This window comes from Mesorhizobium sp. Cs1321R2N1 (genome assembly GCF_037179725.1).
Lineage (GTDB): Bacteria > Pseudomonadota > Alphaproteobacteria > Rhizobiales > Rhizobiaceae > Mesorhizobium > Mesorhizobium salmacidum.
The window spans coordinates 1-23,105 of the sequence record NZ_JAPYKP010000019.1 but is presented as its reverse complement, the minus strand read 5'-3'; the positions used below and the strand labels follow the sequence as shown (position 1 = coordinate 23,105).

21 protein-coding genes and 1 pseudogene are annotated in these 23,105 nt (G+C 63.8%); 7 read left to right on the top strand and 15 right to left on the bottom strand.

Going from position 1 to position 23,105, the window contains the following annotated elements; genetic code table 11:
* Positions 1-118: 118 nt before the first annotated feature.
* The 12 genes from O7A61_RS07830 to O7A61_RS07775 all read right to left on the bottom strand — a co-directional run bounded on the left by O7A61_RS07830 (position 119) and on the right by O7A61_RS07775 (position 12,528).
* Positions 119-1,528 (bottom strand): FAD-binding oxidoreductase, encoded by a 1,410-nt coding sequence (locus tag O7A61_RS07830; protein ID WP_337129238.1) that lies wholly within the window; start codon positions 1,526-1,528, stop codon positions 119-121.
* A gap of 355 nt (positions 1,529-1,883) precedes the next feature.
* Entirely contained in the window at positions 1,884-2,198 is a 315-nt protein-coding gene (locus O7A61_RS07825; RefSeq protein ID WP_337129237.1) for a hypothetical protein, read from the bottom strand.
* Between the two features lie 42 nt (positions 2,199-2,240).
* On the bottom strand, positions 2,241-2,603 hold the full coding sequence (locus tag O7A61_RS07820; RefSeq protein ID WP_135862229.1) for a nuclear transport factor 2 family protein: 363 nt from the start codon (positions 2,601-2,603) through the stop codon (positions 2,241-2,243).
* 83 nt (positions 2,604-2,686) lie between these two features.
* A complete protein-coding gene (locus O7A61_RS07815; protein ID WP_337129236.1) occupies positions 2,687-3,166 on the bottom strand; it encodes a carboxymuconolactone decarboxylase family protein in 480 nt (159 codons plus the stop codon).
* 109 nt (positions 3,167-3,275) lie between these two features.
* The gene (locus O7A61_RS07810) at positions 3,276-4,829 is read right to left on the bottom strand and encodes an alpha/beta fold hydrolase (protein WP_337129235.1); all 1,554 of its coding nucleotides are present in this window, start codon (positions 4,827-4,829) and stop codon (positions 3,276-3,278) included.
* Between the two features lie 105 nt (positions 4,830-4,934).
* Positions 4,935-5,246: a formate dehydrogenase subunit delta gene (locus O7A61_RS07805; RefSeq protein WP_337129234.1), complete on the bottom strand. Its 312-nt coding sequence runs from the start codon at positions 5,244-5,246 to the stop codon at positions 4,935-4,937.
* Entirely contained in the window at positions 5,236-6,066 is an 831-nt protein-coding gene (gene fdhD, locus O7A61_RS07800) for a formate dehydrogenase accessory sulfurtransferase FdhD (protein ID WP_337129233.1), read from the bottom strand. The genes O7A61_RS07805 and fdhD overlap by 11 nt, the downstream gene beginning before the upstream one ends.
* A 3-nt stretch (positions 6,067-6,069) precedes the next feature.
* Positions 6,070-8,982, bottom strand: coding sequence for a formate dehydrogenase subunit alpha (gene fdhF / locus O7A61_RS07795; protein ID WP_337129232.1), 2,913 nt, complete (start codon positions 8,980-8,982; stop codon positions 6,070-6,072).
* Between the two features lie 10 nt (positions 8,983-8,992).
* Positions 8,993-10,549: a formate dehydrogenase beta subunit gene (locus O7A61_RS07790; protein WP_337129231.1), complete on the bottom strand. Its 1,557-nt coding sequence runs from the start codon at positions 10,547-10,549 to the stop codon at positions 8,993-8,995.
* Positions 10,546-11,025 (bottom strand): formate dehydrogenase subunit gamma, encoded by a 480-nt coding sequence (locus tag O7A61_RS07785; protein ID WP_337129230.1) that lies wholly within the window; start codon positions 11,023-11,025, stop codon positions 10,546-10,548. The genes O7A61_RS07790 and O7A61_RS07785 overlap by 4 nt, the downstream gene beginning before the upstream one ends.
* A gap of 132 nt (positions 11,026-11,157) precedes the next feature.
* On the bottom strand, positions 11,158-12,057 hold the full coding sequence (locus O7A61_RS07780) for a LysR family transcriptional regulator (RefSeq protein WP_337106101.1): 900 nt from the start codon (positions 12,055-12,057) through the stop codon (positions 11,158-11,160).
* A 93-nt stretch (positions 12,058-12,150) separates the two neighbouring features.
* On the bottom strand, positions 12,151-12,528 hold the full coding sequence (locus O7A61_RS07775; RefSeq protein ID WP_337129229.1) for a VOC family protein: 378 nt from the start codon (positions 12,526-12,528) through the stop codon (positions 12,151-12,153).
* Between the two features lie 226 nt (positions 12,529-12,754).
* On the opposite strand from O7A61_RS07775, the gene O7A61_RS07770 reads away from it, so the two are divergent.
* The 3 genes from O7A61_RS07770 to O7A61_RS07760 all read left to right on the top strand — a co-directional run bounded on the left by O7A61_RS07770 (position 12,755) and on the right by O7A61_RS07760 (position 15,649).
* Complete coding sequence (locus O7A61_RS07770) at positions 12,755-13,396, top strand: DUF47 domain-containing protein (RefSeq protein WP_337129228.1); 642 nt, start codon at positions 12,755-12,757, stop codon at positions 13,394-13,396.
* A gap of 3 nt (positions 13,397-13,399) precedes the next feature.
* Positions 13,400-14,404 carry an inorganic phosphate transporter gene (locus tag O7A61_RS07765; RefSeq protein ID WP_027142150.1) on the top strand — a complete coding sequence of 335 codons (1,005 nt, stop codon included), beginning with the start codon at positions 13,400-13,402 and terminating at the stop codon, positions 14,402-14,404.
* 75 nt (positions 14,405-14,479) lie between these two features.
* Positions 14,480-15,649 carry an Mrp/NBP35 family ATP-binding protein gene (locus O7A61_RS07760; protein ID WP_337129227.1) on the top strand — a complete coding sequence of 390 codons (1,170 nt, stop codon included), beginning with the start codon at positions 14,480-14,482 and terminating at the stop codon, positions 15,647-15,649.
* Between the two features lie 17 nt (positions 15,650-15,666).
* Here the strand turns inward: O7A61_RS07760 and O7A61_RS07755 are convergent, their stop codons facing one another.
* Complete coding sequence (locus tag O7A61_RS07755; protein WP_337129226.1) at positions 15,667-16,116, bottom strand: SRPBCC family protein; 450 nt, start codon at positions 16,114-16,116, stop codon at positions 15,667-15,669.
* Between the two features lie 151 nt (positions 16,117-16,267).
* Here O7A61_RS07755 and O7A61_RS07750 point away from each other — a divergent pair, with 151 nt between their 5' ends.
* The 4 genes from O7A61_RS07750 to O7A61_RS07735 all read left to right on the top strand — a co-directional run bounded on the left by O7A61_RS07750 (position 16,268) and on the right by O7A61_RS07735 (position 21,048).
* Entirely contained in the window at positions 16,268-18,073 is a 1,806-nt protein-coding gene (locus O7A61_RS07750) for an IlvD/Edd family dehydratase (protein WP_337129225.1), read from the top strand.
* 304 nt (positions 18,074-18,377) lie between these two features.
* On the top strand, positions 18,378-19,196 hold the full coding sequence (locus tag O7A61_RS07745; protein WP_337129224.1) for a sulfurtransferase/chromate resistance protein: 819 nt from the start codon (positions 18,378-18,380) through the stop codon (positions 19,194-19,196).
* Complete coding sequence (gene chrA / locus O7A61_RS07740; RefSeq protein ID WP_337129223.1) at positions 19,193-20,584, top strand: chromate efflux transporter; 1,392 nt, start codon at positions 19,193-19,195, stop codon at positions 20,582-20,584. Before O7A61_RS07745 ends, chrA begins: the two co-directional genes overlap by 4 nt.
* Before the next feature lie 65 nt (positions 20,585-20,649).
* Positions 20,650-21,048: a hypothetical protein gene (locus tag O7A61_RS07735; protein WP_027142144.1), complete on the top strand. Its 399-nt coding sequence runs from the start codon at positions 20,650-20,652 to the stop codon at positions 21,046-21,048.
* Positions 21,049-21,054: 6 nt separating this feature from the next.
* Here the strand turns inward: O7A61_RS07735 and O7A61_RS07730 are convergent, their stop codons facing one another.
* Together O7A61_RS07730 and O7A61_RS07725 are read right to left on the bottom strand one after the other, a co-directional pair.
* A complete protein-coding gene (locus tag O7A61_RS07730; RefSeq protein WP_337129222.1) occupies positions 21,055-22,644 on the bottom strand; it encodes a trimethylamine methyltransferase family protein in 1,590 nt (529 codons plus the stop codon).
* Between the two features lie 180 nt (positions 22,645-22,824).
* Positions 22,825-23,105: pseudogene (locus tag O7A61_RS07725) on the bottom strand (PLP-dependent aminotransferase family protein); the annotation flags it as partial.

The following is a 23,105-nucleotide window of genomic DNA, read 5'->3' as shown; positions in this document are numbered from 1 at the left end:
TCGCGGCGCTGACGCCCTTTGTCTGAAGGAGGGCGTCAGCGTTATTATACTCTCGATACGGCCCTATGTTTGACTGCGAGAAGGCCGTCTAAGCGGCACAAGCAGCGGGAACCGCCAGCTAAGCCGCCGTCCTGCCTTGCGTCCCTGATAGCGCGGGCTTGATGTTCAAGTTGACCCGGAAGAAGTTGGATGGGTCATAGGTCCGCTTCACCTGGGTCAGCCGCTCGTAATTCGCACCATAGCTTGCCCGCAAGCGCGCTTCCCCTTCGTCGTCCATCATGAAATTCACATAGCCGCCTTCGCCATTGTGGGGATGGATGCTCGCCCAGTAATTCTTGGCCCACTTGGTGAGGTCGGCGGCCTTGCCCGGATCGGGATCGATTGCGGCTATGACCATTGACCAGCTTGCGTCGCGTGCGTTCCAGGCGGTCTCGTCCTTGCCGACGCGGCGCACGGCGCCGTCGATCGGGTAAAGATGCATGAGAGACAATTCGCTGGGCGCCTGGGCAGCCTGCGCGATGTGGGTCGCGATGGCTTCGTCGGAAAGAGACTTGACGAAATCGCCCTTCCAATACCATTGCAGGCCTTTAGGAAGCAGCGGGTCGAACAGCGCCTGCAACGCCGGGTACGGCATGACGCCCATCCAGTTGAAGATCGGTGGCGGCAAGATGTCCAGCAGCGGCGCCATCGCCTTGCGCCCGTCTTTCTCCGTGCCGTTGTAGCAGGAGATGATGGCGCAGGCGCGCTTGCCCCAATACTCACGCGGGAAGGGATCGGTCGAGGGGACCGACTTCAGGCCGACAAAGGCGCCGAGATCTTCCGGCGCTGCCGGCAGGTAGTCGCGATAGGCACGCATGACGGCCGGAGCGTCCTTGGCCTCCCAGAACACCGGGCCGCCGAAGATCATGTTCACAGGATGGGCCTGGAACAGGAAGCTGGTCACGACGCCGAAATTGCCGCCGCCGCCCCGCAGCGCCCAGAACAGGTCGGGATTCTCGCTTTCGCTGGCCCTTACAATGCTGCCATCGGCCAGCACCAGATCGGCCTCGACAAGATTGTCGATGGTGAGACCGTATCTGCGCGTCAGATAGCCCGTCCCTCCGCCGAGAGTAAGGCCGGCAACGCCCGTGGTCGAGACGATGCCGAACGGAACAGCGAGCCCGAAAGGATGGGTGGCGTGGTCCACGTCACCCGACGTGCAGCCGGGCGCGACCCTCACAGTGCGCGTGTTCGGGTCGACATGGACCCCTTTCATCGTCGACAGGTCGATGACGAGGCCGTTGTCGCAAATTCCCAATCCGGCACCGTTGTGCCCTCCGCCGCGCACGGCGATCAGGAGGTCGTTGTCGCGCGCGTATCGCACGGCGGTGATCACGTCGGCGACATCGGCGCAGCGTGCAATCAGCAGCGGGTGCTTTTCGATCATGCCGTTGTAGATCTTGCGTGCTTCGTCATATCCGGCATCGTCACGCAGGATCAGCTCCCCGCGCAGGCTTTCACGCAGTTTTGCATGGGTTTCGTCGGTCATCGGTTTTCTCCCTTTGATTGCGCCAGCGCTATGCGGCGTCGGCGCGACGCATCTTGTTGCTTCGTTGTGTCGCCCCCCTCGGGGCGGATGCGTTGGATGGTGCAGAGACGAGTACATTGCACCGATCCGGTCCCCGCTGCTTCGCCCGAAAGGGCCAATGCGGAATGGCCCAGGAGAGCCATGGCGGGCAGCCGGAAGCCGCCGCTGAGACTGGCCGTATAGGAGAGCAGGAGCCAGCCTCGTGGCTTTGCCTTTATCGCGTGGCGCATGATGAAGGTGGCCGCCATCTCGCAGCCACCCTTCCATCGTGCTCGCCGCCCCTCCCAGGTCCCGGGCCGCGGCTATCCGGCATCAACTATTCGACGATACGGAAAATCTGCCACAGGCTGGTGCCCGACACGACATAGGGCTCCATCTCCTTGCCCCATTTGGCGTGCGCGTCGATCTTGCCGATCTTGGCGAAGAATTCCTCCAGCTTGGCCAGGCTTTCGACCTGGTGATGCGACTCGACCGTCGCCTCGCGCGCGCCGATCGATCCGGTCATGATCTGGAATTTGAGGTCGGCGAGGCCGACCTGCGAGCCGATCTCGCGTTCCCATTTCCGCATCAGCTCAAGCACGGTCTGCTTGTGCCCGAACCTTGCGTCGATCTGCCATCTGGCGCTGAACATGTCGGTTCTCCTCCATCACTTGCGGTTGAGCCCGCGGTTGATCTACTCGTCCCAGGCCTGCACGACGGTCTGTCGTGCGATCTGCCCGTTCTTCAGCTCCAGCATTGCCGCGGCGAACACTTTCGTGCCGTCCGGATAGGCGCAGGCCTGGGTGAAGGCGAGGCTGTCGCCGTTGGCGATGGTGGTGTCGACCTTGTGGGTCATCGCCCGGCTGCAGATATCGTCCCAGAACGTCGTGATCGCCGCGCGCCCGCGGATTTCGCGTGGCTTGCTCGGCGGGTTGTTGCGGTCGATCACCCGCACCAGCGCATCGTCGGCATAGAAGCTCGACAGCATCTTTCCATCACGCCCTTCGATCGCCTTCTTGATCGCCGCGCCGTCCACTGTTTGGGTCTTGGTCAGCATTTTATCCTCCATATGCCCGTCTTCACGATCGGGCGGTTGATGCTTTGTGGTGTCGCCCGGCACTCATCGCCGGGGCGAGGTCTTCACTGCGACTTCGCCTTTACGGCAGCGAATACGCCGTCGGTCTGTTTCTTGAAGGTCGCGAGATCGACCTGGCTGCCGTTGAGGATCGTCGACCAATGGCGAACGATTGCCGCCATCGCGATCGTCTCCTTGATCTCCTCGTCGCTCGCGCCGTTGAGCTTGGCGGCCTCGGTGTGGAAATAGATGCAATACTGGCACGGGATCTGCGACGCGACCGCGAGCCCCATCAACTCCTTGGTCTTGCCGTCAAGCGCGGTCTTGGGGTTGAGCTGGACGCCCTTGATCTCGGCCCAGGCGCCGGCGATGGCGACGTCAGGCAGTGTCTTGAACATATCTGGCACGGAGCCGAGCGTCGCCTCGATGTCCTTGTAGGCCGCCGTCGCCGACGCATCCTCGGCCTTCGCCGGAGTGATCGTGAACAGCGCGCCAACGCCCGCCGCGATTACAAGTGACCTGACATTCAGTTTTGACTTGGGCATTTCCTCCTCCGCTCGCAGCGCCTTTCCCGGCGATATCCGCCTTGGCCTGCATGGGGAATTGATAGCGCCTACATCGGTGTCCCCGCTTCGCCCGAAAGCGCCATGGCTCTCATGGCCCGTCCGGGCCAGTCTGCCTGGCGGAAAATGCCGCCGCCGCTGCTCGCGATGGCAGGTCGAGCTTGAGCAGTATGTTGGCGACGTGGCGCTTGACCGTGTGCTCGCTCAGCCTGAGTTCCGCGGCGATCGCCGCATTGCTCTTGCCATCGGCGATCAAATTCACGACTTCGCTCTCGCGCGCTGTCAGGCAGGCCGGTTCGGTTGCCCTGGTCTTGGGCCGGCAGGCCGGTTCCAGGTGTTGTTCGGACATCGCAAGCACAAGCGCCAGCGGCTCGTCCAGCTCGTCGATCGCGATACGCCCGCGATCGACGAAATGAAGTCCCGAGCCGACCGCCAGATCGGCGACCAGCCTCGATGCCAGTATCTCGCCGCGCCCGGCGAGAGCGGCGAGTTGTATCGTCACGCGGCTCGTCAATCCTGCAGGGAGGCCGCGCAACTCGATCTCGCCGACATGCGTCCCTTGCGCGCTTGCCACCCCGATTTGCTGCGCCGCGTCGCGCAACGCCGCCGCGCAGCGTAAGGCCCGTCCCGGGCCGTCGAAGCGCGAAATCATCATTTCGCCATGCATATCCGCGCAGCGCCCGCCATGGCGCACCACAAGTGTCCGCCATGTTTCGTGGAAATGCTCGCTGCGCTCGCTCCACATCCTGTCGCCAAGCCGTGCCGTGTCGTAGATGCGTGTCACCAGAAGTGCCGCCAGAATGCGTTCGGCTTCCGCCACGGCGCGCTCGCCGGTCAGGAATTCCTCGATCAGGTCGGCCACCCGGTCGACATCGCCGGTCCAGATCGGATGGTCGCGCCCAGGGATTTCGACCAGCCGCGCGTTGGGGATATTCCTGGCCAGAAAGCGGCTGGCGTCGGGATCGACCCGCACGTCGTTGCGGCGATGGATCAGCAGTGTCGGCGCGTCGATCGCCGCCAGGATACCGCGTACATCGATCTCCGCGTTCATGCGCGCCAGCGCCGCCGCTGCCGTCGGGCTGGCCGAGAGCCGTTCGAACCGTGCCCACCAGGTTGAAAATCGGGCGTCATCGACCCTGCCCGGCGCGAAATTGGGCAAGGTGGCGCCTGTCCCCCAGGCCGTCTCGGCCGTCGCGATGAAGGCTTCCAGACGCTCCGGCGGCATCACCCATTTGTGGAAATGGGCATAGCCGCCATAGAGCGCCAGCGCCCGCGCGCGCTCCGGATAGGTGGCGGCGAACAGCATCGCCATCGGCGCGCCTTCGGAAGCGCCAAGCAGGGCGGCACGGCCGCTGCCGGCCGCATCCATCACCGCGCGCACATCGTCCATGCGGGTCTCGAGGCTGGGCAGGTGATGGACGTCGACGCGGTCGGAGAGACCCGTGCCGCGCTTGTCGAACAGGATCAGCCGTGAGAACGCCGAAAGCCGCCTCAGGAGTCTGGTATAGCCCTCGTCTTCCCAGTGCAGGTCGAGATTGGAGATGAAGCCCGGCACGAAGACGAGATCGAACGATCCCTGGCCGATCACCTGATAGGCGATCCGCACCTCGCCGCTAAGGGCGTATCGGGTCTCGATCGGCCTCACGAGGGTATCCGCCCGGCCTGACGATTTCTGATCGCCAACCATAGCAGAGCCGCGCCGGCTGCGGCAGTTTATATTTTAGCGGAAGTGAATGTGCGGCCGCCGCAGCTATTCTTGCGGTGCCGCGACGTCACCCGGAAAAGCCTCGAGCCCAAGCTTGAGATCGGCCTCCACCGGCGTGATCGGCCGCTTGATCCTGGCCGAAGCGACCACAACCAGTTCGTCGAAGCCTTCGCCGCCGCTGTCCAGCATCTCGAAAAACTGGCGCCGCATCCTCGGCTCCCAGAACTTGTTGATATGTTCGGCGACTCCGGCAACACCTTCCTCGCGTGGTCTGGAGTGGAAAAAGGCGGCGATCTGGTTGGCCATGCGCACCAGCTTTTCCCGTGTGCTCATGATGTGCTCTTCGTCATGCGACATGCTGGGTAACTCCGGAGATCACCCGGTCAGGGTGCGTAAAAACATCGAAATCATCGCCGCGCACCAAGGCCACCAGCGTCATGCCGGCTTCCTGCGCCATGCGGATGGCAAGGGCGGTGGGAGCGGAAACGGCGATGATGAAGGCCGAACCGATCGCTGCCGTCTTCTGCACCATCTCGACCGAAACACGGCTGGTCACCACGACCGCGCCCGATGCGCCATCGATATTGGCCTTGGCCAGTGCCCCCGCCAGCTTGTCGAGCGCATTGTGGCGGCCGACATCCTCGCGCGCCATGACGACGCCCTTGCCAGGCACGTAGAAGCCGGCGGCATGCACGGCGCCCGTCTCGGTATGCAGCGGCTGCACCTTCGACAGCAACTTGACCGAGCGGATGATGTCGTCGGCCTCAAGCGTAAGTTTCGACGCACCGACCGCATCGACCGAGCGCATCGCTTCCTCGATGGATTCGATGCCGCAGAGCCCGCAGCCGACCGGTCCGGCAAGCCGCCGCCGCCGCGCCTCGAAGCGCGTATTGGCCTGGTCCTTCAGCCGGATCTGAATATCAATGCCGGCACCATGATCTTCCACTTCGATGGCTTCGATCTCGTCAGGCGCCGCGATGATGCCTTCGGTCAGCGAGAAGCCGAGCGCGAAATCCTCGAAATCGGCGGGGCTCGCCATCATCACCGCGTGCGTGGTGCCGGCAAAGGAGAACGCCACCGGCGTCTCCTCCGGAACCATGCGGTCGGCCGCAGCCGTGCCGCCGGCGCGGTGCGCCAGCCGCGATATCTGCGTCGTCGCTCTGCGGCGCGCGGCCAAGAGCTACTCCGCCGCCTGCAGCGGGGCGATGCGACGGCTCTGCTTGGCCTGCTCGTCATAGTCGCGCTGCCATTCCGACGGGCCGTTGGAAGCGCCGACCTGCACCGCGGTCACCTTGTATTCCGGACAATTGGTCGCCCAGTCGGAGAAGTCGGTGGTGATGACGTTGGCCTGCGTGTCGGGATGGTGGAAGGTGGTGTAGACCACGCCCGGCGACACCCGGTCGGTGATCAGCGCGCGCAGCGTCGTCTCGCCCGAACGGCTGGTCAGCCGCACCCAGTCGCCATCGCGCAGGCCGCGGTTTTCGGCGTCATGCGGATGGATTTCCAGCCGGTCCTCGGAGTGCCACATGACATTTTCGGTACGCCGTGTCTGCGCGCCGACATTGTATTGGCTGAGGATACGGCCGGTGGTCAGCAGCAGCGGGAAGCGCGGCCCGGTCCTTTCGTCCGTCGCCACATATTCGGTGCGGATGAACTTGCCCTTGCCGCGCACGAAGCCGTCGACATGCATGATCGGCGTGCCGAGCGGTGCCTTGTCGTTGCAGGGCCATTGCACGGAACCGACGCGGTCGAGCAGGTCGAAGGAGACGTTGGCGAAGCTTGGCGTCGTCTTGGCGATCTCGTCCATGATTTCTGACGGATGCGTATAGTTCCAGTCGAGCCCGATGGCGCGGGCAAGCTCCTGCGTTGCCTCCCAATCGGCGTAGCGCGCCTTCGGTTCCAGCACCTTGCGCACCATGTTGATGCGGCGCTCGGCATTGGTGAAGGTGCCGTCCTTCTCGAGGAAGGTCGAGCCGGGCAGGAAGACATGCGCGTAGTTAGCCGTCTCGTTGAGGAAAAGGTCGTGCACGACCACGCATTCCATCGCGGCAAGGCCGGCGGCGACATGCTTGGTGTCGGGATCGGACTGCAGGATGTCCTCGCCCTGGATGTAGATGCCCTTGAACGAGCCGTCGACGGCGGCATCCAGCATGTTGGGGATACGCAGGCCGGGTTCGTCGTCCAGCTTCACACCCCACAGGCTTTCGTAGATATCGCGCACCGCGTCGCCCGAAATGTGCCGGTAGCCCGGCAGTTCATGCGGGAACGAGCCCATGTCGCACGAGCCCTGCACGTTGTTCTGGCCGCGCAGCGGGTTCACACCGACGCCCGGGCGGCCGATATTGCCGGTGGCCATTGCGAGGTTGGCGATCGCCATCACCGTGGTCGAGCCCTGGCTGTGCTCGGTGACGCCGAGGCCGTAGTAGATCGCACCATTGCCGCCCTTGGCGTAGAGGCGCGCGGCACCGCGGATCAGCTCGGGATCGACGCCGGACAACTCGCCCACGGTTTCGGGGCTGTTTTCCGGCAGTGCGACGAAGGACGCCCAATCCTGGAATTCCGCCCAGTCGCAGCGCTCGCGGATAAAGGCTTCGTCGAAAAGACCTTCGGTGACGATGACATGTGCCAGGGACGTCAGCACGGCGACATTGGTGCCGGGCTTCAGCGGCAAATGGTAGTCCGCTTCGACATGGGCCGACTTGACCATCTCGGTGCGGCGCGGATCGAGCACGATCAGCTTGGCGCCCTGGCGCAGCCGCTTCTTCAGCCGCGAGGCGAACACCGGGTGCGCCGAAGCGGGATTGGCGCCGATGATGACGGCGACGTCGGTGAATTCGACGGAATCGAAATCCTGCGTGCCGGCCGAGGTGCCGTAGGTCTGGCCGAGCCCATAGCCGGTCGGCGAATGGCAGACGCGTGCGCAGGTGTCGACATTGTTGTTGCGGAAGCCCTGCCGCACCAGCTTCTGGACGAGATAGGTCTCCTCATTTGTGCAGCGCGAGGAGGTGATGCCGCCGATCGCGGTGCGGCCGTACTGGTACTGGATACGGCGGAATTCCTTGGCCGTGTGGGCGATCGCCTCTTCCCAGCTCACCTCGCGCCAGGGATCGCTGACCTTTTCGCGGATCATCGGCGACAGGATGCGGTCCTTGTGGGTGGCGTAGCCATAGGCGAAACGGCCCTTCACGCAGGAATGGCCGTGGTTGGCCATGCCCTCCTTGTAGGGCATCATGCGGATGACCTCGTCGCCCTTCACTTCGGCCTTGAACGAGCAGCCGACGCCGCAATAGGCGCAGGTGGTGACGGCGGAGCGCTCCGGCAGGCCCTTTTCGAGCACGGTCTTCTCGCGCAGCGCATCGGTCGGGCAGGCCTGCACGCAGGCGCCGCAGGACACGCATTCGGAAGCGATGAAATCCTCGTGCATGCCGGCGACCATGCGCGATTCGAAGCCGCGGCCCTCGATGGTCAGCGCAAAAGTGCCTTGCACCTCCTCGCAGGCGCGCACGCAGCGCGAGCAGACGATGCACTGCGCCGGATCGTAGGTGAAATAGGGGTTGGACTCATCGCGCGCGATGTAGTCGACCGCGAGCGAGCCATGGCCCGGCGCGACGCCGCCTTCTTCCTTGACGTGGTTGCGGCCCTCGACGCCGTAGCGATTTTCGGTCAGGCCGACGGACTTCGCCACCACATCGAACTCGCTGGCGCCGGTTCCGGCCTTCTCGTTCCAGCCGGTCGGATGATCGGAGACGTAGAGTTCCATGACGCCGCGGCGGATGGCATCGAGCCTGTCCGACTGCGTGCGCACCACCATGCCTTCGCCGACAGGCGTCGTGCAGGAAGCCGGCGTGCCGCCGCGCCCTTCGATCTCGACGAGGCAGACGCGGCAGGAGCCGAAGGAATCCAGCATGTCGGTGGCGCAGAGTTTCGGGATTTCCACTCCGCCTTCCATCGCCGCACGCATGATCGACGTGCCTTCCGGCACGCTGATGCTGCGGCCATCGACGGTCAGCGTGACCTGCTTCTCAGCCTTCGATTGCGGAGTTCCGTAATCGAGTTCTTCGATGAGCGTCGGGAAGTCGGCCTTGATGTTCATCTGCCAGCTCCTATTCAGCAGCCACGCGCGCTGGCGCGGGCTTGAAATCCTCGGGGAAATGCGTGATCGAGCTCATCACCGGGTAGGGCGTGAAGCCGCCCAGCGCGCAGAGCGAACCGAATTTCATCGTGTTGCAGAGGTCCGTGACCAGAGCCAGGTTCTTCTCCGGCTCGATGCCGGCGGCGAGCCTGTCGATGGTTTCCACGCCCCGCGTCGAGCCGATGCGGCAAGGCGTGCACTTGCCGCAGCTTTCGATGGCGCAGAACTCCATGGCGAAGCGTGCCTGCTTCAGCATGTCGGCGGTATCGTCGAAAACCGTGATGCCGGCGTGGCCGATCAGTCCATCGCGCTTGGCGAATTCTTCGTAGTCGAACGGCGTGTCGAACAAGGCGCGCGGGAAATAGGCGCCGAGCGGGCCGCCGACCTGCACCGCCTTCACCGGGCGCCCGGTGGACGTGCCGCCGCCGATCTCATCGACGATCTCGCCCAGCGTCAGGCCGAAAGCGGTTTCGAACAGGCCGCCTTGCTTGACGTTGCCGGCGATCTGGATCGGGATCGTGCCGCGTGAGCGGCCCATGCCGAAATCCTTGTAGAAGGCGGCACCCTTGTCCATGATAACAGGAACGGAAGCCAGCGAGATGACGTTGTTGATCACCGTCGGCTTGCCGAACAATCCTTGTATCGCGGGCAGCGGCGGCTTGGCGCGCACCACCCCGCGCTTGCCTTCCAGGCTGTTGAGCAACGAGGTTTCCTCGCCGCAGACATAGGCACCGGCACCGACGCGGATTTCCATGTCGAAGGCGTTGGGCGAACCCAGCACATTGACGCCGAGCACACCGGCCTTGCGGGCGATCTCGACGGCCTTGTTCATGACAGCAACCGCGTGCGGATATTCCGAGCGGATGTAGACAAAACCCTTGGTCGCGCCGGTGGCGATGCCGGCGATTGCCATCCCTTCGATGAGCACGAAGGGGTCGCCTTCCATGATCATGCGGTCGGCGAAGGTGGCGCTGTCGCCCTCATCGGCGTTGCAGACAATGTATTTGCGCTCCGATGTCGTATCGAGCACCGTCTTCCATTTGATGCCGGTCGGAAAGCCCGCGCCGCCACGGCCACGCAGGCCGGACTCCGTCACCTGCTTGACGATGTCGGTGGGCGCCATGGCCACCGCATTCTGCAGGCCCTTCAATCCGCCGAGCGATTTGTAGGCATCGAGCGATAGCGGGTCGTTGATGCCGCAGCGCGCGAAGGTCAGCCGTGTCTGCTTGGCGAGGAACGGGATCTTGTCGGGCGCGCCGAGCCAGCGCTTGTGATGCCCGCCCTTGAGGAAGCCGCTGTCGAACAGGCTCTTCACGTCCGACGGCTTCACCGGCCCGTAGGCGACACGGCCATTGGCTGTCGCCACTTCGACCATGGGTTCGAGGAAATAGGCGCCGCGCGACCCGTTGCGTACGATCTTGGCCTCGATGCCGCGCTCGGCAAGTTCATTTGCGATCGCTTTGGCGACCTTTTCCGCGCCCAGCGCCAACGCGCCGGAATCGCCGGGAATGTAGATGCGGGGGGTCATGAGCGCACCTCGGCGACGATCTCATCGATCTTGTCGTCATCGAGCCGTCCGATCACCTCGCCGTCGAGCATCGCCGACGGCGAACAGGCGCACAGGCCGAGACAATAGACCGGCTCAAGCGTAACCGATCCGTCACGCGTGGTCTCATGGAAATCGATGCCGAGCAACTGCTTGACCCTGGCGGCGACCGCGTCCGAACCCATCGACTGGCAGGCTTCCGCCTGGCAGAGCTTGAGCACGTGCCGGCCGGCCGGTCGCGCACGGAAATCATGATAGAAGGTGACGACACCGTGCACCTCGGCCCTGGAGAGGTTCAGCCCATCGGCGATGACCGGCACGGCGTCCTGTGGGACGTGGCCGAATTCTTCCTGGATACCGTGGAGGATCGGCAGCAGCGGACCTTCGAGATCCTTCAACTCCTGGACAATCGCCGCCGTGCGGGATGCGATCTCGGTACTTGCTGGCTGCATCGTCACGCAGCGCCCTCCCTGGTCGATGGCTTTATCGCTAAGTCTTTACAAAATCAGAGGAAACCCCTGACATCAATAAAGCTGATCCGTTGCTCGATAGAAATTTTCTATCAAGCTCTTCCGCCTCAATTCTCTAACCTAGCGGTGGGCGCGGAAATCGTCTGCCAGCGCCATGGCCTCGTCCAGCAGCGCCTGCACCAGCGGCGTATGCGGCTCACGCGGCGCGGCGACCAGCCCGACCGTGTGGCTGGCATCGGGCTCGACGATCGGAATGGCGCGGATCGGTTCGGAAAAACCGAACGTTTCCGCAAGGTTGAGCGGCATGATCGACGACCATTTGCCGGTCCGGATGTGCGAGAACAGCACGATCATCGAGTTCGATTCCAGCGTCGGCCGCACCTGCACGCCGGCTTCCGCCAGGTGCTGGTCGATGATGCGGCGGTTCTGCATGTCCGGCGTCAACAGGCACAGCGGCAAATGGCTGATCTCCGCCCATGTCACTTTGTCGCGGTCCGAATAGGGAGTGCCGATAGCGGTGATCAACTGGTAGCGCTCGTCATAAAGCGGCACGCTGGTCACCCGCCCGAGCGGCTCGTTGTCAAGATAGGTGATGCCGGCATCGACATCGAAATTGCCGAGCAGCGACAGCACTTCGATCGAGGTTCGCGACAGCACCGAAAAGGTGACACCGGGGTGCTTGTCTCGAAAGGGTGTCGTCAATCGGGCCACCATGGCCAACGCTGTCGGGATGGCGGCAATGCGGATGCGGCCGGAAAGGCCGTGGCGGGCGGCGCGCATCTCCTCGCGCATGGTCCTGGAGTCGCCGACGATGCGGCGCGCCCAGACCAACACCTGCTTGCCCTCCGGCGTCAGCCCCTGAAAGCGCGAGCCGCGATTGACCAGCATGACGCCGAGCTGGCCCTCGAGCTGTTTGATCCCGGCCGACAGGGTCGGCTGCGTAACCCCGCACGCTTCAGCCGCCCGGCCGAAATGCTCCTCCTTGGCCAGTGCGATGAAGAATTCCAGCTTGTCGATCATAGGTGAAGCTAACCGGCGCAGCCGCACCGCGCCAGATGGTTGCTGCTACAGCTAACAATCGTGCCGCCCCCGCCGTTGCGCAATCGCAAAAAACTACCTGTCGACGAGATTCAGGATGTTGCCATCCGGATCCTTGAACCAAGCGACCTTCATACCCTGCCCGACATGGACATCGCCTTCCAGCGTCAAACCGGGCATCTCGTAGGGTTCAAAGACGACGCCCTTCGATTTCAGCGCGGCGACGACGGTGCCGATCGCGTCTCCGACCGTCCACGTCACCGCTGTCGCCTTATTGGTTCCGGCGAACTGGGAGCGATAGACATTGACGGTGGTGTTGCCGCTTTTGTACACGATCAGTTCGCCGCCCTCATCGTGCACCTGTTTCAGGCCGAGCGTCCCCGCATAGAAAGCCTTTGCCTTGGCCAGGTCCCTGACCGCGAGATTGGCCGTTGCGTTGCTGTTTTCAAGCATGATCGTCTCCTTCCCTGATTGTTCCCTCGTCAGTGAACCTGTCCGCGTCGAACGTTCCATTGCTGAAGTAGGGCCGGCCAGCCGCTTGACGAGCGTCAATGACATGCGCGTTGCTGCAAGTTGTGCCTTCAAACGGCGCCGATCCACATCTTTCAGCCGGCTTACTGTTTCCTGCGGGCGCGTGCGGCGCTATGTGGATGCAACTGGTGCGCAGGGAGGGACGAACATGCTGGGCTGGTTCCGCAAGCTGTTGCCGCGCGAAGATCGCTTCTTCGACCTGTTCGAACAGCATTCCCGTACCGTGGTCGCCGGCGCCGAGGCACTCCAGCTGCTTCTCCAGGGCAAGGATATCGAACGCAAGTGCCGGGAGATCATCGATCTCGAGAACGAGGCGGACGACATAACCGCGCAGGTGCTGCTTGCGGTGCGGCGGTCTTTCATCACGCCTTTCGACCGCGGCGACATCAAGGATCTGATCCAGTCGATGGATGATGCCATCGACACGATGCACAAGACCGTCAAGACGGTGCGGCTGTTCGAAAAGCACGAATTCGATCCGCTGATGCAGGAAATGGGTGGCGTCATCGTCGACGCTGCCAAGCTGGTCGCGGAGGCGATCCCGCTGCTCGCCAAGGTCGGCGCCAACAGCGCACGCCTAAATGAACTCGCCGAGGAGGTCATGCGTGCCGAGGGCCGGGCCGACGACCTGCATGAGCAGGGTTTGAAGGACCTGTTCAAGCGCCACAATGGCGGTGACGCGATGGCCTATTTGATCGGCTCGGAGATCTATGGCCAGCTCGAGAAGGTGGTCGACCGTTTCGAGGACGTCGCCAACGAGATCAGCGGCATCGTCATCGAGAACGTCTAGGCGATGGAAGCGACCATCGCCTTTCCCCTGCTCGCCGGCCTCGTTGCCGTGGCGCTGTTCTTCGATTTTCTCAATGGCCTGCACGACGCCGCCAACTCCATCGCCACCATCGTCTCCACGCGGGTGCTGCGGCCTCATTATGCGGTGCTGTGGGCAGCCTTCTTCAATTTCATCGCCTTCCTGTTCTTCGGCCTTCATGTCGCCGAGACCGTCGGCAAGGGCATCGTCGACGTCGGCGTCGTCACCCCGGCGGTGATCTTCTCGGCGCTGGTCGGCGCCATTGTCTGGAACATCGTAACCTGGATCGCCGGTATTCCGTCGAGCAGCTCGCACGCGCTGATCGGCGGGCTGGTCGGGGCGGGGGTCGCGAAGGCGGGCTTCGGCGCCATCGTCTGGTCGGGCCTCGGCAAGACCGTCGCCGCGATCGTGCTGTCGCCGGCAACCGGTTTCGTCCTGGCGCTTCTCCTGGTCCTGGTGGTTTCATGGCTGTTCGTGCGCCAGACGCCATTCGCCGTCGACAGCACATTTCGCGTCCTGCAGTTCTTTTCGGCCTCGCTCTATTCGCTCGGCCATGGCGGCAACGACGCCCAGAAAACCATGGGCATCATCGCCGTGCTGCTCTATTCGCAAGGCATGCTCGGCACCTCGTTCTATGTGCCATTGTGGGTTGTCCTCACCTGCCAGTCGGCGCTGGCGCTGGGCACGCTTTTGGGCGGCTGGCGCATCGTCCACACAATGGGCTCGAAGATCACGCGTCTCAATCCGATGCAGGGCTTCTGCGCCGAGACCGGCGGCGCGATCACCCTGTTCGCCGCCACTTGGCTCGGCATCCCGGTTTCGACCACGCACACCATCACCGGTGCCATCATCGGTGTCGGCGCTGCCCGCCGGGTTTCCGCAGTCCGCTGGGGCATCGCCGGCAACATCGTCGTCGCCTGGGTCGTCACCTTGCCGGCGACGGCGGCGATTTCCGCTCTCACCTACCTGGCGCTCAGCCTGGCCCGGTGATGTCGCGGCGTGGCGCTTGGACCAGCCGCCGATCTGCACTATGTGAGCAGCACCTTAAGCCGAGGAAGAATTGTTATGGCCGTCACCAAGGAAATCGTCGTCGAGCGCCTGAAGACCGTCAACGGGCCGGACTTCACCGGCAACATCGTCGATCTCGGCATGGTTTCGGAGATTTTCATCGCCGATTCGAAGGTGTTCTTCTCGATCACCGTTCCCGCCGCGCGGGCCCAGGAGATGGAGCCGTTGCGCGCCGCCGCCGAGCGGGTGGTGAAGGCCATTCCCGGCGTCGCCAGTGCGGTCGTCGCGCTGACGGCTGAAAAGAAAGGCGGCGGCATGGAGGCGCCGGTTCCATCGCGTCCCGCACCCAGGCCGGCTTCGCCCGCCGCCGCACCGCGGGCGGCTCCGCATGCTCCTGCTTCTCAGAGCCATGGCAAGCGCGGCGTCCCCGGCATCGAGGCGATCATCGCGGTTGCTTCGGGCAAGGGCGGCGTCGGCAAGTCGACCACGGCCGTCAATCTGGCGCTCGGCCTTGTCGCCAACGGCTTGCGGGTCGGCGTGCTCGACGCCGACATCTATGGCCCGTCGATGCCCAGGCTGCTCAACATCCATGGCCGGCCGCAGACGGTCGACGGCAAGATCCTGAAACCCATGGAGAATTACGGCCTCAAGGTGATGTCGATGGGTTTCCTCGTCGACGAGGAGACGCCGATGATCTGGCGCGGGCCGATGGTGATGTCGGCGCTGACGCAGATGCTGCGTGAGGTCGAATGGGGGCGGCTCGACGTGCTCGTCGTCGACATGCCGCCCGGCACCGGCGATGCCCAGCTCACCATGGCCCAGCAGGTGCCGCTGGCCGGCGCGGTCATCGTCTCGACGCCGCAGGACCTGGCGCTGATCGACGCCCGCAAAGGTCTCAATATGTTCAAAAAAGTCGATGTGCCGCTGCTCGGCATTGTCGAGAACATGAGCTACTTCCTCGCCCCTGACACCGGCAAGCGCTACGATATTTTCGGCCATGGCGGCGCGCGCCGCGAGGCCGAGAGGCTGGGTGTCACTTTCCTCGGCGAGGTGCCGCTGGAAATGGGCATTCGCGAAAGCTCGGACGCCGGCACGCCGGTGGTCGTCTCGAAGCCCGACGGCGCCGAGGCGAAAATCTACCGCGATATCGCTTCCAAGGTCTGGGACAGGGTCAATGAGGAACGCGGCGCGGCCGAAGCGGCTGTGCCGAACATCGTGTTTGAGTGACCCCCCAAGAGGAGCGATCAGCCGCCCACTTTTTCGCCGAATGCCGAAAAGAATTGTCCGGCCAGTTTCTTCGAGGTCGATTCGATCAGCCGGCTGCCGAGCTGCGCGATCTTGCCGCCGACTTCTGCCTTGGCCGCGTATTTGAGGACCGTCGCGTCCGGCCCGTCGGCGGTGAGGGTGACGTCGGCACCGCCCTTGGCGAAGCCGGCAATGCCACCCTTGCCTTCGCCCTGGATGGTGTAGGCATGCGGCGGCTTGAGATTCCTGAGCGTCACTTCGCCGTTGAAGGTCGCCTTGATCGGACCGATCTTCAGCACCACCGTTGCCGCCATCTCGGTCGCCGATTTCATTTCCAGGCTCTGACAGCCCGGAATGGCGTCCTTCAGCACGGCCGGATCGTTCAGCGCTTCCCACACTTTCTTTACGGGTGCGGCGATACGTTCCTCGCCCTCGATCACCAAAGCCATTTAAACCTCCCCCATCGCCGATGTCGGATTGGTCGTAGCGCGCGGTTCGATAGCTGTCTATCGCACCAAAGTCCGGATTCAGATCACGCGTGCCCCTTGCCTGCATCCGCGCGTTGTCATATCGATTTGTCATACAAATACGGAGACCATGATGGCCGGCGCCCCCACGAAAAAGAAAAAGTTCCGCTCGCAGGAGTGGTTCGACAATCCCGACAATCCGGGAATGACGGCGCTCTATCTCGAGCGCTACCTGAATTACGGGCTGACACGCGCCGAGCTGACGTCGGGCAAACCGCTGATCGGCATCGCCCAGACCGGCTCTGATCTCTCGCCTTGCAACCGGCACCACATCGAACTCGCCAAGCGCGTGCGCGAAGGCATCGTCTCGATGGGCGGCATTCCTTTCGAATTCCCCTGTCACCCGATCCAGGAGACCGGGAAGCGGCCGACCGCGGCCCTTGACCGCAACCTTGCCTATCTCAGCCTTGTCGAAGTGCTCTACGGCTATCCGCTCGACGGCGTCGTGCTGACCATCGGCTGCGACAAGACCACGCCTGCCTTGCTGATGGCGGCGGCGACCGTCAACATCCCGGCCATCGCGCTGTCGGTCGGCCCGATGCTCAATGGCTGGCATAAGGGCAAGCGCACGGGCTCGGGCACCATCGTCTGGGAATCGCGTCAGCGCCTGTCGGCCGGCGAGATCGACTATGACGAGTTCATGGACATTGTCGCCTCCTCGGCGCCGTCCACGGGCTACTGCAACACGATGGGCACCGCCACGACGATGAATTCGCTGGCCGAGGCGCTCGGCATGCAGCTGCCCGGTTCGGCCGCCATCCCGGCGCCGTACCGCGAGCGCGGCCAGATCGCCTATGAGACGGGAAAGCGCATCGTCGACATGGTGCACGAGGACCTGAAACCCTCCGACATCATGACCCGCGCGGCCTTCGAAAACGCCATCGTCGTCAATTCGGCGATCGGCGGTTCCACCAACGCGCCGATCCACCTCAACGCCATCGCCCGCCATCTCGGCCTACCGCTCGACAATGACGACTGGCAGAAGGTCGGCCTCAAAGTGCCGCTCATCGTCAACCTGCAGCCGTCGGGCGAATATCTCGGCGAAGACTATCACCACGCCGGTGGCGTGCCTGCCGTGGTGGCCGAACTGATGAAGGCCGGAATGCTGCCGCATCCCGATGCCTTGACCGTCAACGGCAAGTCGATCGGCGCCAACTGCGAGGGCGTCGCCAACGAGAACACCGACGTCATCCGTACCGTGGCCGAGCCGCTGAAGGCCAATGCCGGCTTCATCAACTTCAAGGGCAATCTGTTCGATTCGGCGATCATGAAGATGAGCGGCATCTCGCCGGAATTCCGCGAGCGCTATCTGTCGAACCCGAACGACCCGGAAGCCTTCGAAGGCAACGCCATGGTCTTCGACGGCCCCGAGGATTACCACGCCCGCATCGACGACCCGGCGCAAGGCATCGACGAGCACACCATCTTGTTCATGCGCGGCGCCGGCCCCGTCGGCTATCCCGGCGGCGCCGAGGTCGTCAACATGCAGCCGCCGGCCTACCTCATCAAGAAGGGTATCCACGCGCTGGCCTGCATCGGCGACGGCCGCCAGTCCGGCACGTCGGGCTCGCCGTCGATCCTGAATGCCTCGCCGGAAGCCGCCGTCGGTGGCGGTTTGGCGTTGCTCAAGACCGGCGACCGCGTCCGCATCGACCTGCGCAAAGGCACCGCGAACATCCTCGTCAGCGACGACGAGATCACGCGGCGGCGCGCCGAGCTGCAGAAAGATGGCGGCTATCATTATCCCCAGCACCAGACGCCATGGCAGGAAATCCAGCGCGGTATGGTCGACCAGTTCTCGGCCGGCATGGTGCTGAAGCCGGCGGTGAAATACCAGGATGTCGCGCACACTATGGGCGTGCCTCGCGACAATCACTGATTATTCCCGGAATAATCATCGATTATTCCACGGAATAATCATCGATTATTCCACGGAATAATCATCGATTATTCCTTGGAATAGTCATCGATTATTCCTGGCTGGTCACGGATGATGGATTGACGACGACCGGCGGCCTAATCGATCAGGCCGCCATTCCCACGGCCATAGGGCCTGGAACGATCCGTCCTTGACAAGGCTGCCCAACAATTCCACCATCATGCCAAGGGGTGCATCGCGACGACCCCGTGAGGCGTCAGCCCAATGTTCGCGTCCAGGCTTCTCTGTTCAGGAGGTGGACGCCATGCCGTCAACAACCGCTATCACCGTACAGCAACTATCCCGTCTGATTGGTCTGCCCGGCGCACCTGTGATCGTCGATGTCCGCATCGATGACGATTACGACGCCGATCCGCGCCTGCTGCCGGCCTCGCACCGGCGCAACTTCAAAACCGTCTCGGCCTGGGCAAACGACCTTGCCGGCAGCCAAGTGGCCGTCGTCTGCCAGAAAGGGCAAAAGCTCTCTCAAGGCGTGGCCGCCTGGCTGCGACACCAAGGCGTTGCCGCCGAATCCCTCGAAGGCGGTTTCGAGGCCTGGCGCGATGCCGACGGCCTTCTGGTTCGCGCCGACAAGATACCGTCCTCCGATGAAAAAGGCCGCACCGTCTGGGTGACGCGGGCTCGCCCCAAGATCGATCGCATCGCCTGCCCCTGGCTGATCCGGCGTTTCATCGATCCGCACGCGGTCTTTCTCTTTGTCGAGGCGGCCGAAGTGCCTGCCGTCGCCGACCGCTTCCAGGCCGTGCCCTTCGACATCGACAATGTATTCTGGAGCCATCGCGGCGAGCGCTGCACCTTCGACACGATGATCGAGGAGTTCGGGTTGGGATCCCAGGCGCTCGATCGCCTTGCCACGATCGTGCGCGCGGCCGACACCGCACGGCTTGACCTGGCTCCCCAGGCCGCCGGATTTCTCGCCGCCTCGCTCGGCCTGTCCCGCATGTTCCGCGACGATCTGGAGCAGCTGGAGGCCGGGATGATGCTCTATGACGCGTTTTTCCGGTGGTGTCGCGACGCCACCGACGAGACGCACAACTGGCCGAGTGGGGTGAAGCCGTCATGAGTAGCCTCATTTCGGGGAAAGATCCCGATATCGTCGAGACATCGACGGTTCCGAGCTTCCGCGAGGCTACGAAACTCTGGGCGAAGATCGGATTGCTGAGCTTCGGCGGGCCGGCGGGGCAGATTGCGCTCATGCACAAGGAACTGGTCGAGGAGAGGCGGTGGATCGGCGAACAGCGTTTCCTGCATGCCTTGAATTACTGCATGCTGCTGCCCGGTCCCGAGGCCCAGCAGCTCGCCATCTATATAGGCTGGCTGCTGCACAGGACGATCGGCGGCCTTGTCGCCGGTGTCCTGTTCGTGGTGCCTGGCGCACTGGTCATGCTCACCTTGAGCATCTTCTATGCGCTCTATGGCGATGTGCCGCTCGTCGCGGCGCTGTTCTTCGGTGTCAAGGCGGCAGTGCTCGCCGTTGTCGTGGAGGCGGTGATCCGCATCGGCCGCCGCGCCTTGAAGAACCGGGTGATGGTGGCGATCGCGGTTTGCGCTTTTCTCGGCATCTATGTGCTCAGCATCCCGTTCCCGCTCATCGTCCTGATTGCGGGATTGGTGGGATGGGCCGGAAACCGCGTCGCGCCAGCCCTGTTTTCCGGCGCCGCGCACGGCAAGAACGACGCCCCCGATATCAGGGGCGCGGTCGACCTGATGTTCGAACGCGGCGAACTGGCCCACACCAGGCCGACACGATGGCATGCGCCGCGCACCGTCGCGATCTGGCTGCCGATCTGGCTCGGGCCGGTTCTGTTGCTCTGGGCGCTCACCGGGACGAGCAGCGTGTGGGCGCAGATCGGCGGGTTCTTCAGCGTCATGGCGGTCGTCACCTTCGGCGGCGCCTACGCGGTCCTTGCCTATGTCGCGCAGGCGGCCGTGCAGTCTTTCGGCTGGCTCACCCCCGGTGAAATGGTCGATGGCCTCGGCCTTGCCGAAACCACGCCAGGCCCACTCATTCTGGTTCTCCAATTTGTCGGCTTCATCGCCGCGTTTCGCCACGCCGGCTCGCTGAACCCGTTGCTTGGCGGATCGCTTGGAGCACTGCTGACCTTGTGGGTCACGTTCACGCCCTGCTTCTTCTGGATATTCCTCGGCGCGCCCTATATCGAGGCTCTGCGCGGCAACAAGGCGTTGTCGTCCGCGCTGGGCGCGATCACCGCCGCTGTTGTCGGTGTCGTTATGAATCTTGCTCTGTGGTTCGCCTTGCACGTCGTATTCCGCGAGGTGCGCATGACGGACCTTGGCATGAATGTGCCGGTGCTTTCGTCGATCGACTGGCGGGCCGCGCTGCTTTCCCTGGCCGCCATGGTCGCCGTCCTGAGGCTGAAAAGCGGTGTGCTGCCGACGCTTGCGGGGTGCGCTCTTGCCGGCGTGTTGCTGTTGGCGGCGGGCGGCTAGATTTCCGGTTCGTTTGTATTCCGCTTCCGAACCACCTAACTGGTGGAAAACGGATTGGACCATCAATGGCGGGACGACGCTCTTCCCTCGGCTTTCTCGGTCTGTTCGGCCGCTCGGGTGATTTGCGGCAACTCGACGCCGCCTTGCGGGGCGCCGACCTGCATCCCGCCCTTGTGCCGGAAGGGGTGAAACTCACCATCGTCAATCTGATGAAGGATCACTGGCCCGAGGAGCCGCCGCCCCAAGCCTATCCACAGGTGGCGAACCTGTTCGGCTATTGCATCGCTGGACCGGAAACCTTCGAACGTGCGCAAGGTCCGCTGCAGCGGCTTGACGCGGAGCGCCGGATCGAGGCGGCTCTTGAAACCGGCGACAGCTTCGATGCGCGGATCGTGCTGATGGCGCTGCACGCCAAGCTGATCAACGCCGAGGTCGTCGAGCGCTATGGGCTCGCAGCCGAATAGCTGCGCTCAGCCGCCCATGCCGCCGCGCGGCAGCTTGATCATGTCGCCGAAGCGGGCGCGTAATTTGTCGTCGAGCAGCTTCGGCACATGGCGCGGAAAGCGCTCGGCAAGGACGCGCTTCTTCTCGATGACCGCGCGCTGCAGGATGTCAGGCCGACCCTTCTCGTTCCACTCCTTCGGCGAAAAGCGATCGCCGACGGCAGGATAGAAATACTCGGTCTGCATCAGTCGCAGCGTCTGCTCGTTGCCGAGATAGTGCCCCGGGCCTTTCAGGCAAACATCGGCGATGGTGTCGATCGACAACGCTTCGTCGGTCACCTCGATGCCGCGCACGCAGCGCAGGCAATGGCCAAGCATGTCGTTGTCGATGATCAGGCTTTCCAGGCAGAAGCCGAGCAGCGAGGCGTGCATGCCGGCCGATTCGTAGACCAGGTTGAGCCCGGCAAGGCCCGCCATCACGTCGGTGATGCCCTTTTCGTAGCCGGACTGGATGTCGGGCAGTTTCGAATCCGTCATGCCGGCGGCTGAACCGCCCGGCAAATCGTAGAATTGCGCCATCTGGGCGCAGGCCGCGGTCAGCACGGCCTGCTCGGCGGAGCCGCCCGACATGGCGCCTGTGCGCAGATCCGACACGAACGGCCAGGTGCCGAAGATCGCCGGATGTCCTGGTTTGATGGCGTTGACATAGACCAGGCCAGCCAGCACTTCGGCCACCGCCTGTACCACGGCGCCGGCAATCGCCGCGGGTGCCGTGGCTCCGGCCTGTCCCGCCGACAGCAGAAGGATTGGAATGCCGCCCTCGACGCAGGCCTCGAGCACGCCGCAGGCGTCCTCGGCGAATTTCATCGGCGGCACGACGAAGCAGTTCGAGTTCGACACGAACGGCCGGGCGCGGAAATTCTCTTCGCCGCCGGCAATGGCATAGAGCATTTCGAGTGCCGGCTGCACGTTCTCGCGCACCGTAAACGAGGTGCCGACATGCTTGGACGTGCCCATCACGCAGGCGTAGAGCGTGTTGAAATCCATTTCGAGCGGATCGGGAATGTCGCGCGGCACCATCGGCCGCTGGAAGAAATGGATGTTGTCGAGCCCTTCGACGATGCGGGCGGCGTCATAGATGTCCTGCAGCAGCGACTCGCGGTATTCGCGCTTCTCGACATCCACCAGATGAACCGCGGCGCCGGCCGTTCCGTAGTGCACGCGCTTGCCCTGGATCACCATGTCGTGTTTGGGATCCTGGCCGTGCAAGGTGAAATTCCGTGCCGCCTTCTTGATCGTCTCGATCACCAGCGAGCGCGGGAACCGGATGCGGCCATCGTCGCCGTAGGTGGCGCCGGCCTGGGTCAGCGCCTCGATGCAGGAGGGGATGGCGTTGGCGAAGCCGACTGTTTCCAGAAGCGTCAGCACCGCTTCGTGGATGCGCTCGCGATCATTGCCCTTGAGTGGTCCGTAACTGCCACCCTCGAGCCCGGCGCGCACCGGTTTGATGTCGTCGGCGAGTGGCGCTGCCCGCATCGCGCGGCGCGCTTCGCGTCCGCCGGAGCGGCGCGAGCGTTGATCCGCTGCCGCTTCCTGCTTTTCAAGAACCACAGACATCGAAGCACTCCACTTTTCACGAGAAACAGCGCGGCGGTTGGTCCACCATCGGCTGCTTCTTCCCCTTTGTGCCACGACTATGCCGCCGGCATTGGCACAGCCTATGAGCCAGCCGGTCCGGTTGCATATGCCAGAGCTAGAGGAGCCGAAGCCGCTATTGCGCGGCTCCGGTCAGTGGAATCAGGCGGCTGCGGGCCTGCGGCCGGCGGCGGTGGCCAGTTCCCGGATGCCGGGCTCGATGTGCTGCAGCGCGATCGAGGAAATGCCCAACCGCATGAAACGCGAAGGCTTTTCGGTGCGATCGAAGAACCGGTCGCCCGGCTCGATAATGACGCTGCGCGAGGCCGCGGCCTCGGCCAAACCGCGCGAATCGGTGCCGCGTGGCCCTTCCAGCCACAGCGATGTGCCGCCGGCCGAATCCGTCGAGCGCCACTCCGGCAAGAAGGCGGAAATCGCATGGA

Coding starts and splice junctions, on each gene's coding strand:
- O7A61_RS07830 (WP_337129238.1), bottom strand. CDS start 1,528: ATGACCGACGAAACCCATGCAAAACTGCGTGAAAGCCTGCGCGGGGAG.
- O7A61_RS07825 (WP_337129237.1), bottom strand. CDS start 2,198: ATGTTCAGCGCCAGATGGCAGATCGACGCAAGGTTCGGGCACAAGCAG.
- O7A61_RS07820 (WP_135862229.1), bottom strand. CDS start 2,603: ATGCTGACCAAGACCCAAACAGTGGACGGCGCGGCGATCAAGAAGGCG.
- O7A61_RS07815 (WP_337129236.1), bottom strand. CDS start 3,166: ATGCCCAAGTCAAAACTGAATGTCAGGTCACTTGTAATCGCGGCGGGC.
- O7A61_RS07805 (WP_337129234.1), bottom strand. CDS start 5,246: ATGTCGCATGACGAAGAGCACATCATGAGCACACGGGAAAAGCTGGTG.
- fdhF (WP_337129232.1), bottom strand. CDS start 8,982: ATGAACATCAAGGCCGACTTCCCGACGCTCATCGAAGAACTCGATTAC.
- O7A61_RS07790 (WP_337129231.1), bottom strand. CDS start 10,549: ATGACCCCCCGCATCTACATTCCCGGCGATTCCGGCGCGTTGGCGCTG.
- O7A61_RS07780 (WP_337106101.1), bottom strand. CDS start 12,057: ATGATCGACAAGCTGGAATTCTTCATCGCACTGGCCAAGGAGGAGCAT.
- O7A61_RS07775 (WP_337129229.1), bottom strand. CDS start 12,528: ATGCTTGAAAACAGCAACGCAACGGCCAATCTCGCGGTCAGGGACCTG.
- O7A61_RS07770 (WP_337129228.1), top strand. CDS start 12,755: ATGCTGGGCTGGTTCCGCAAGCTGTTGCCGCGCGAAGATCGCTTCTTC.
- O7A61_RS07765 (WP_027142150.1), top strand. CDS start 13,400: ATGGAAGCGACCATCGCCTTTCCCCTGCTCGCCGGCCTCGTTGCCGTG.
- O7A61_RS07760 (WP_337129227.1), top strand. CDS start 14,480: ATGGCCGTCACCAAGGAAATCGTCGTCGAGCGCCTGAAGACCGTCAAC.
- O7A61_RS07755 (WP_337129226.1), bottom strand. CDS start 16,116: ATGGCTTTGGTGATCGAGGGCGAGGAACGTATCGCCGCACCCGTAAAG.
- O7A61_RS07750 (WP_337129225.1), top strand. CDS start 16,268: ATGGCCGGCGCCCCCACGAAAAAGAAAAAGTTCCGCTCGCAGGAGTGG.
- O7A61_RS07745 (WP_337129224.1), top strand. CDS start 18,378: ATGCCGTCAACAACCGCTATCACCGTACAGCAACTATCCCGTCTGATT.
- chrA (WP_337129223.1), top strand. CDS start 19,193: ATGAGTAGCCTCATTTCGGGGAAAGATCCCGATATCGTCGAGACATCG.
- O7A61_RS07735 (WP_027142144.1), top strand. CDS start 20,650: ATGGCGGGACGACGCTCTTCCCTCGGCTTTCTCGGTCTGTTCGGCCGC.
- O7A61_RS07730 (WP_337129222.1), bottom strand. CDS start 22,644: ATGTCTGTGGTTCTTGAAAAGCAGGAAGCGGCAGCGGATCAACGCTCG.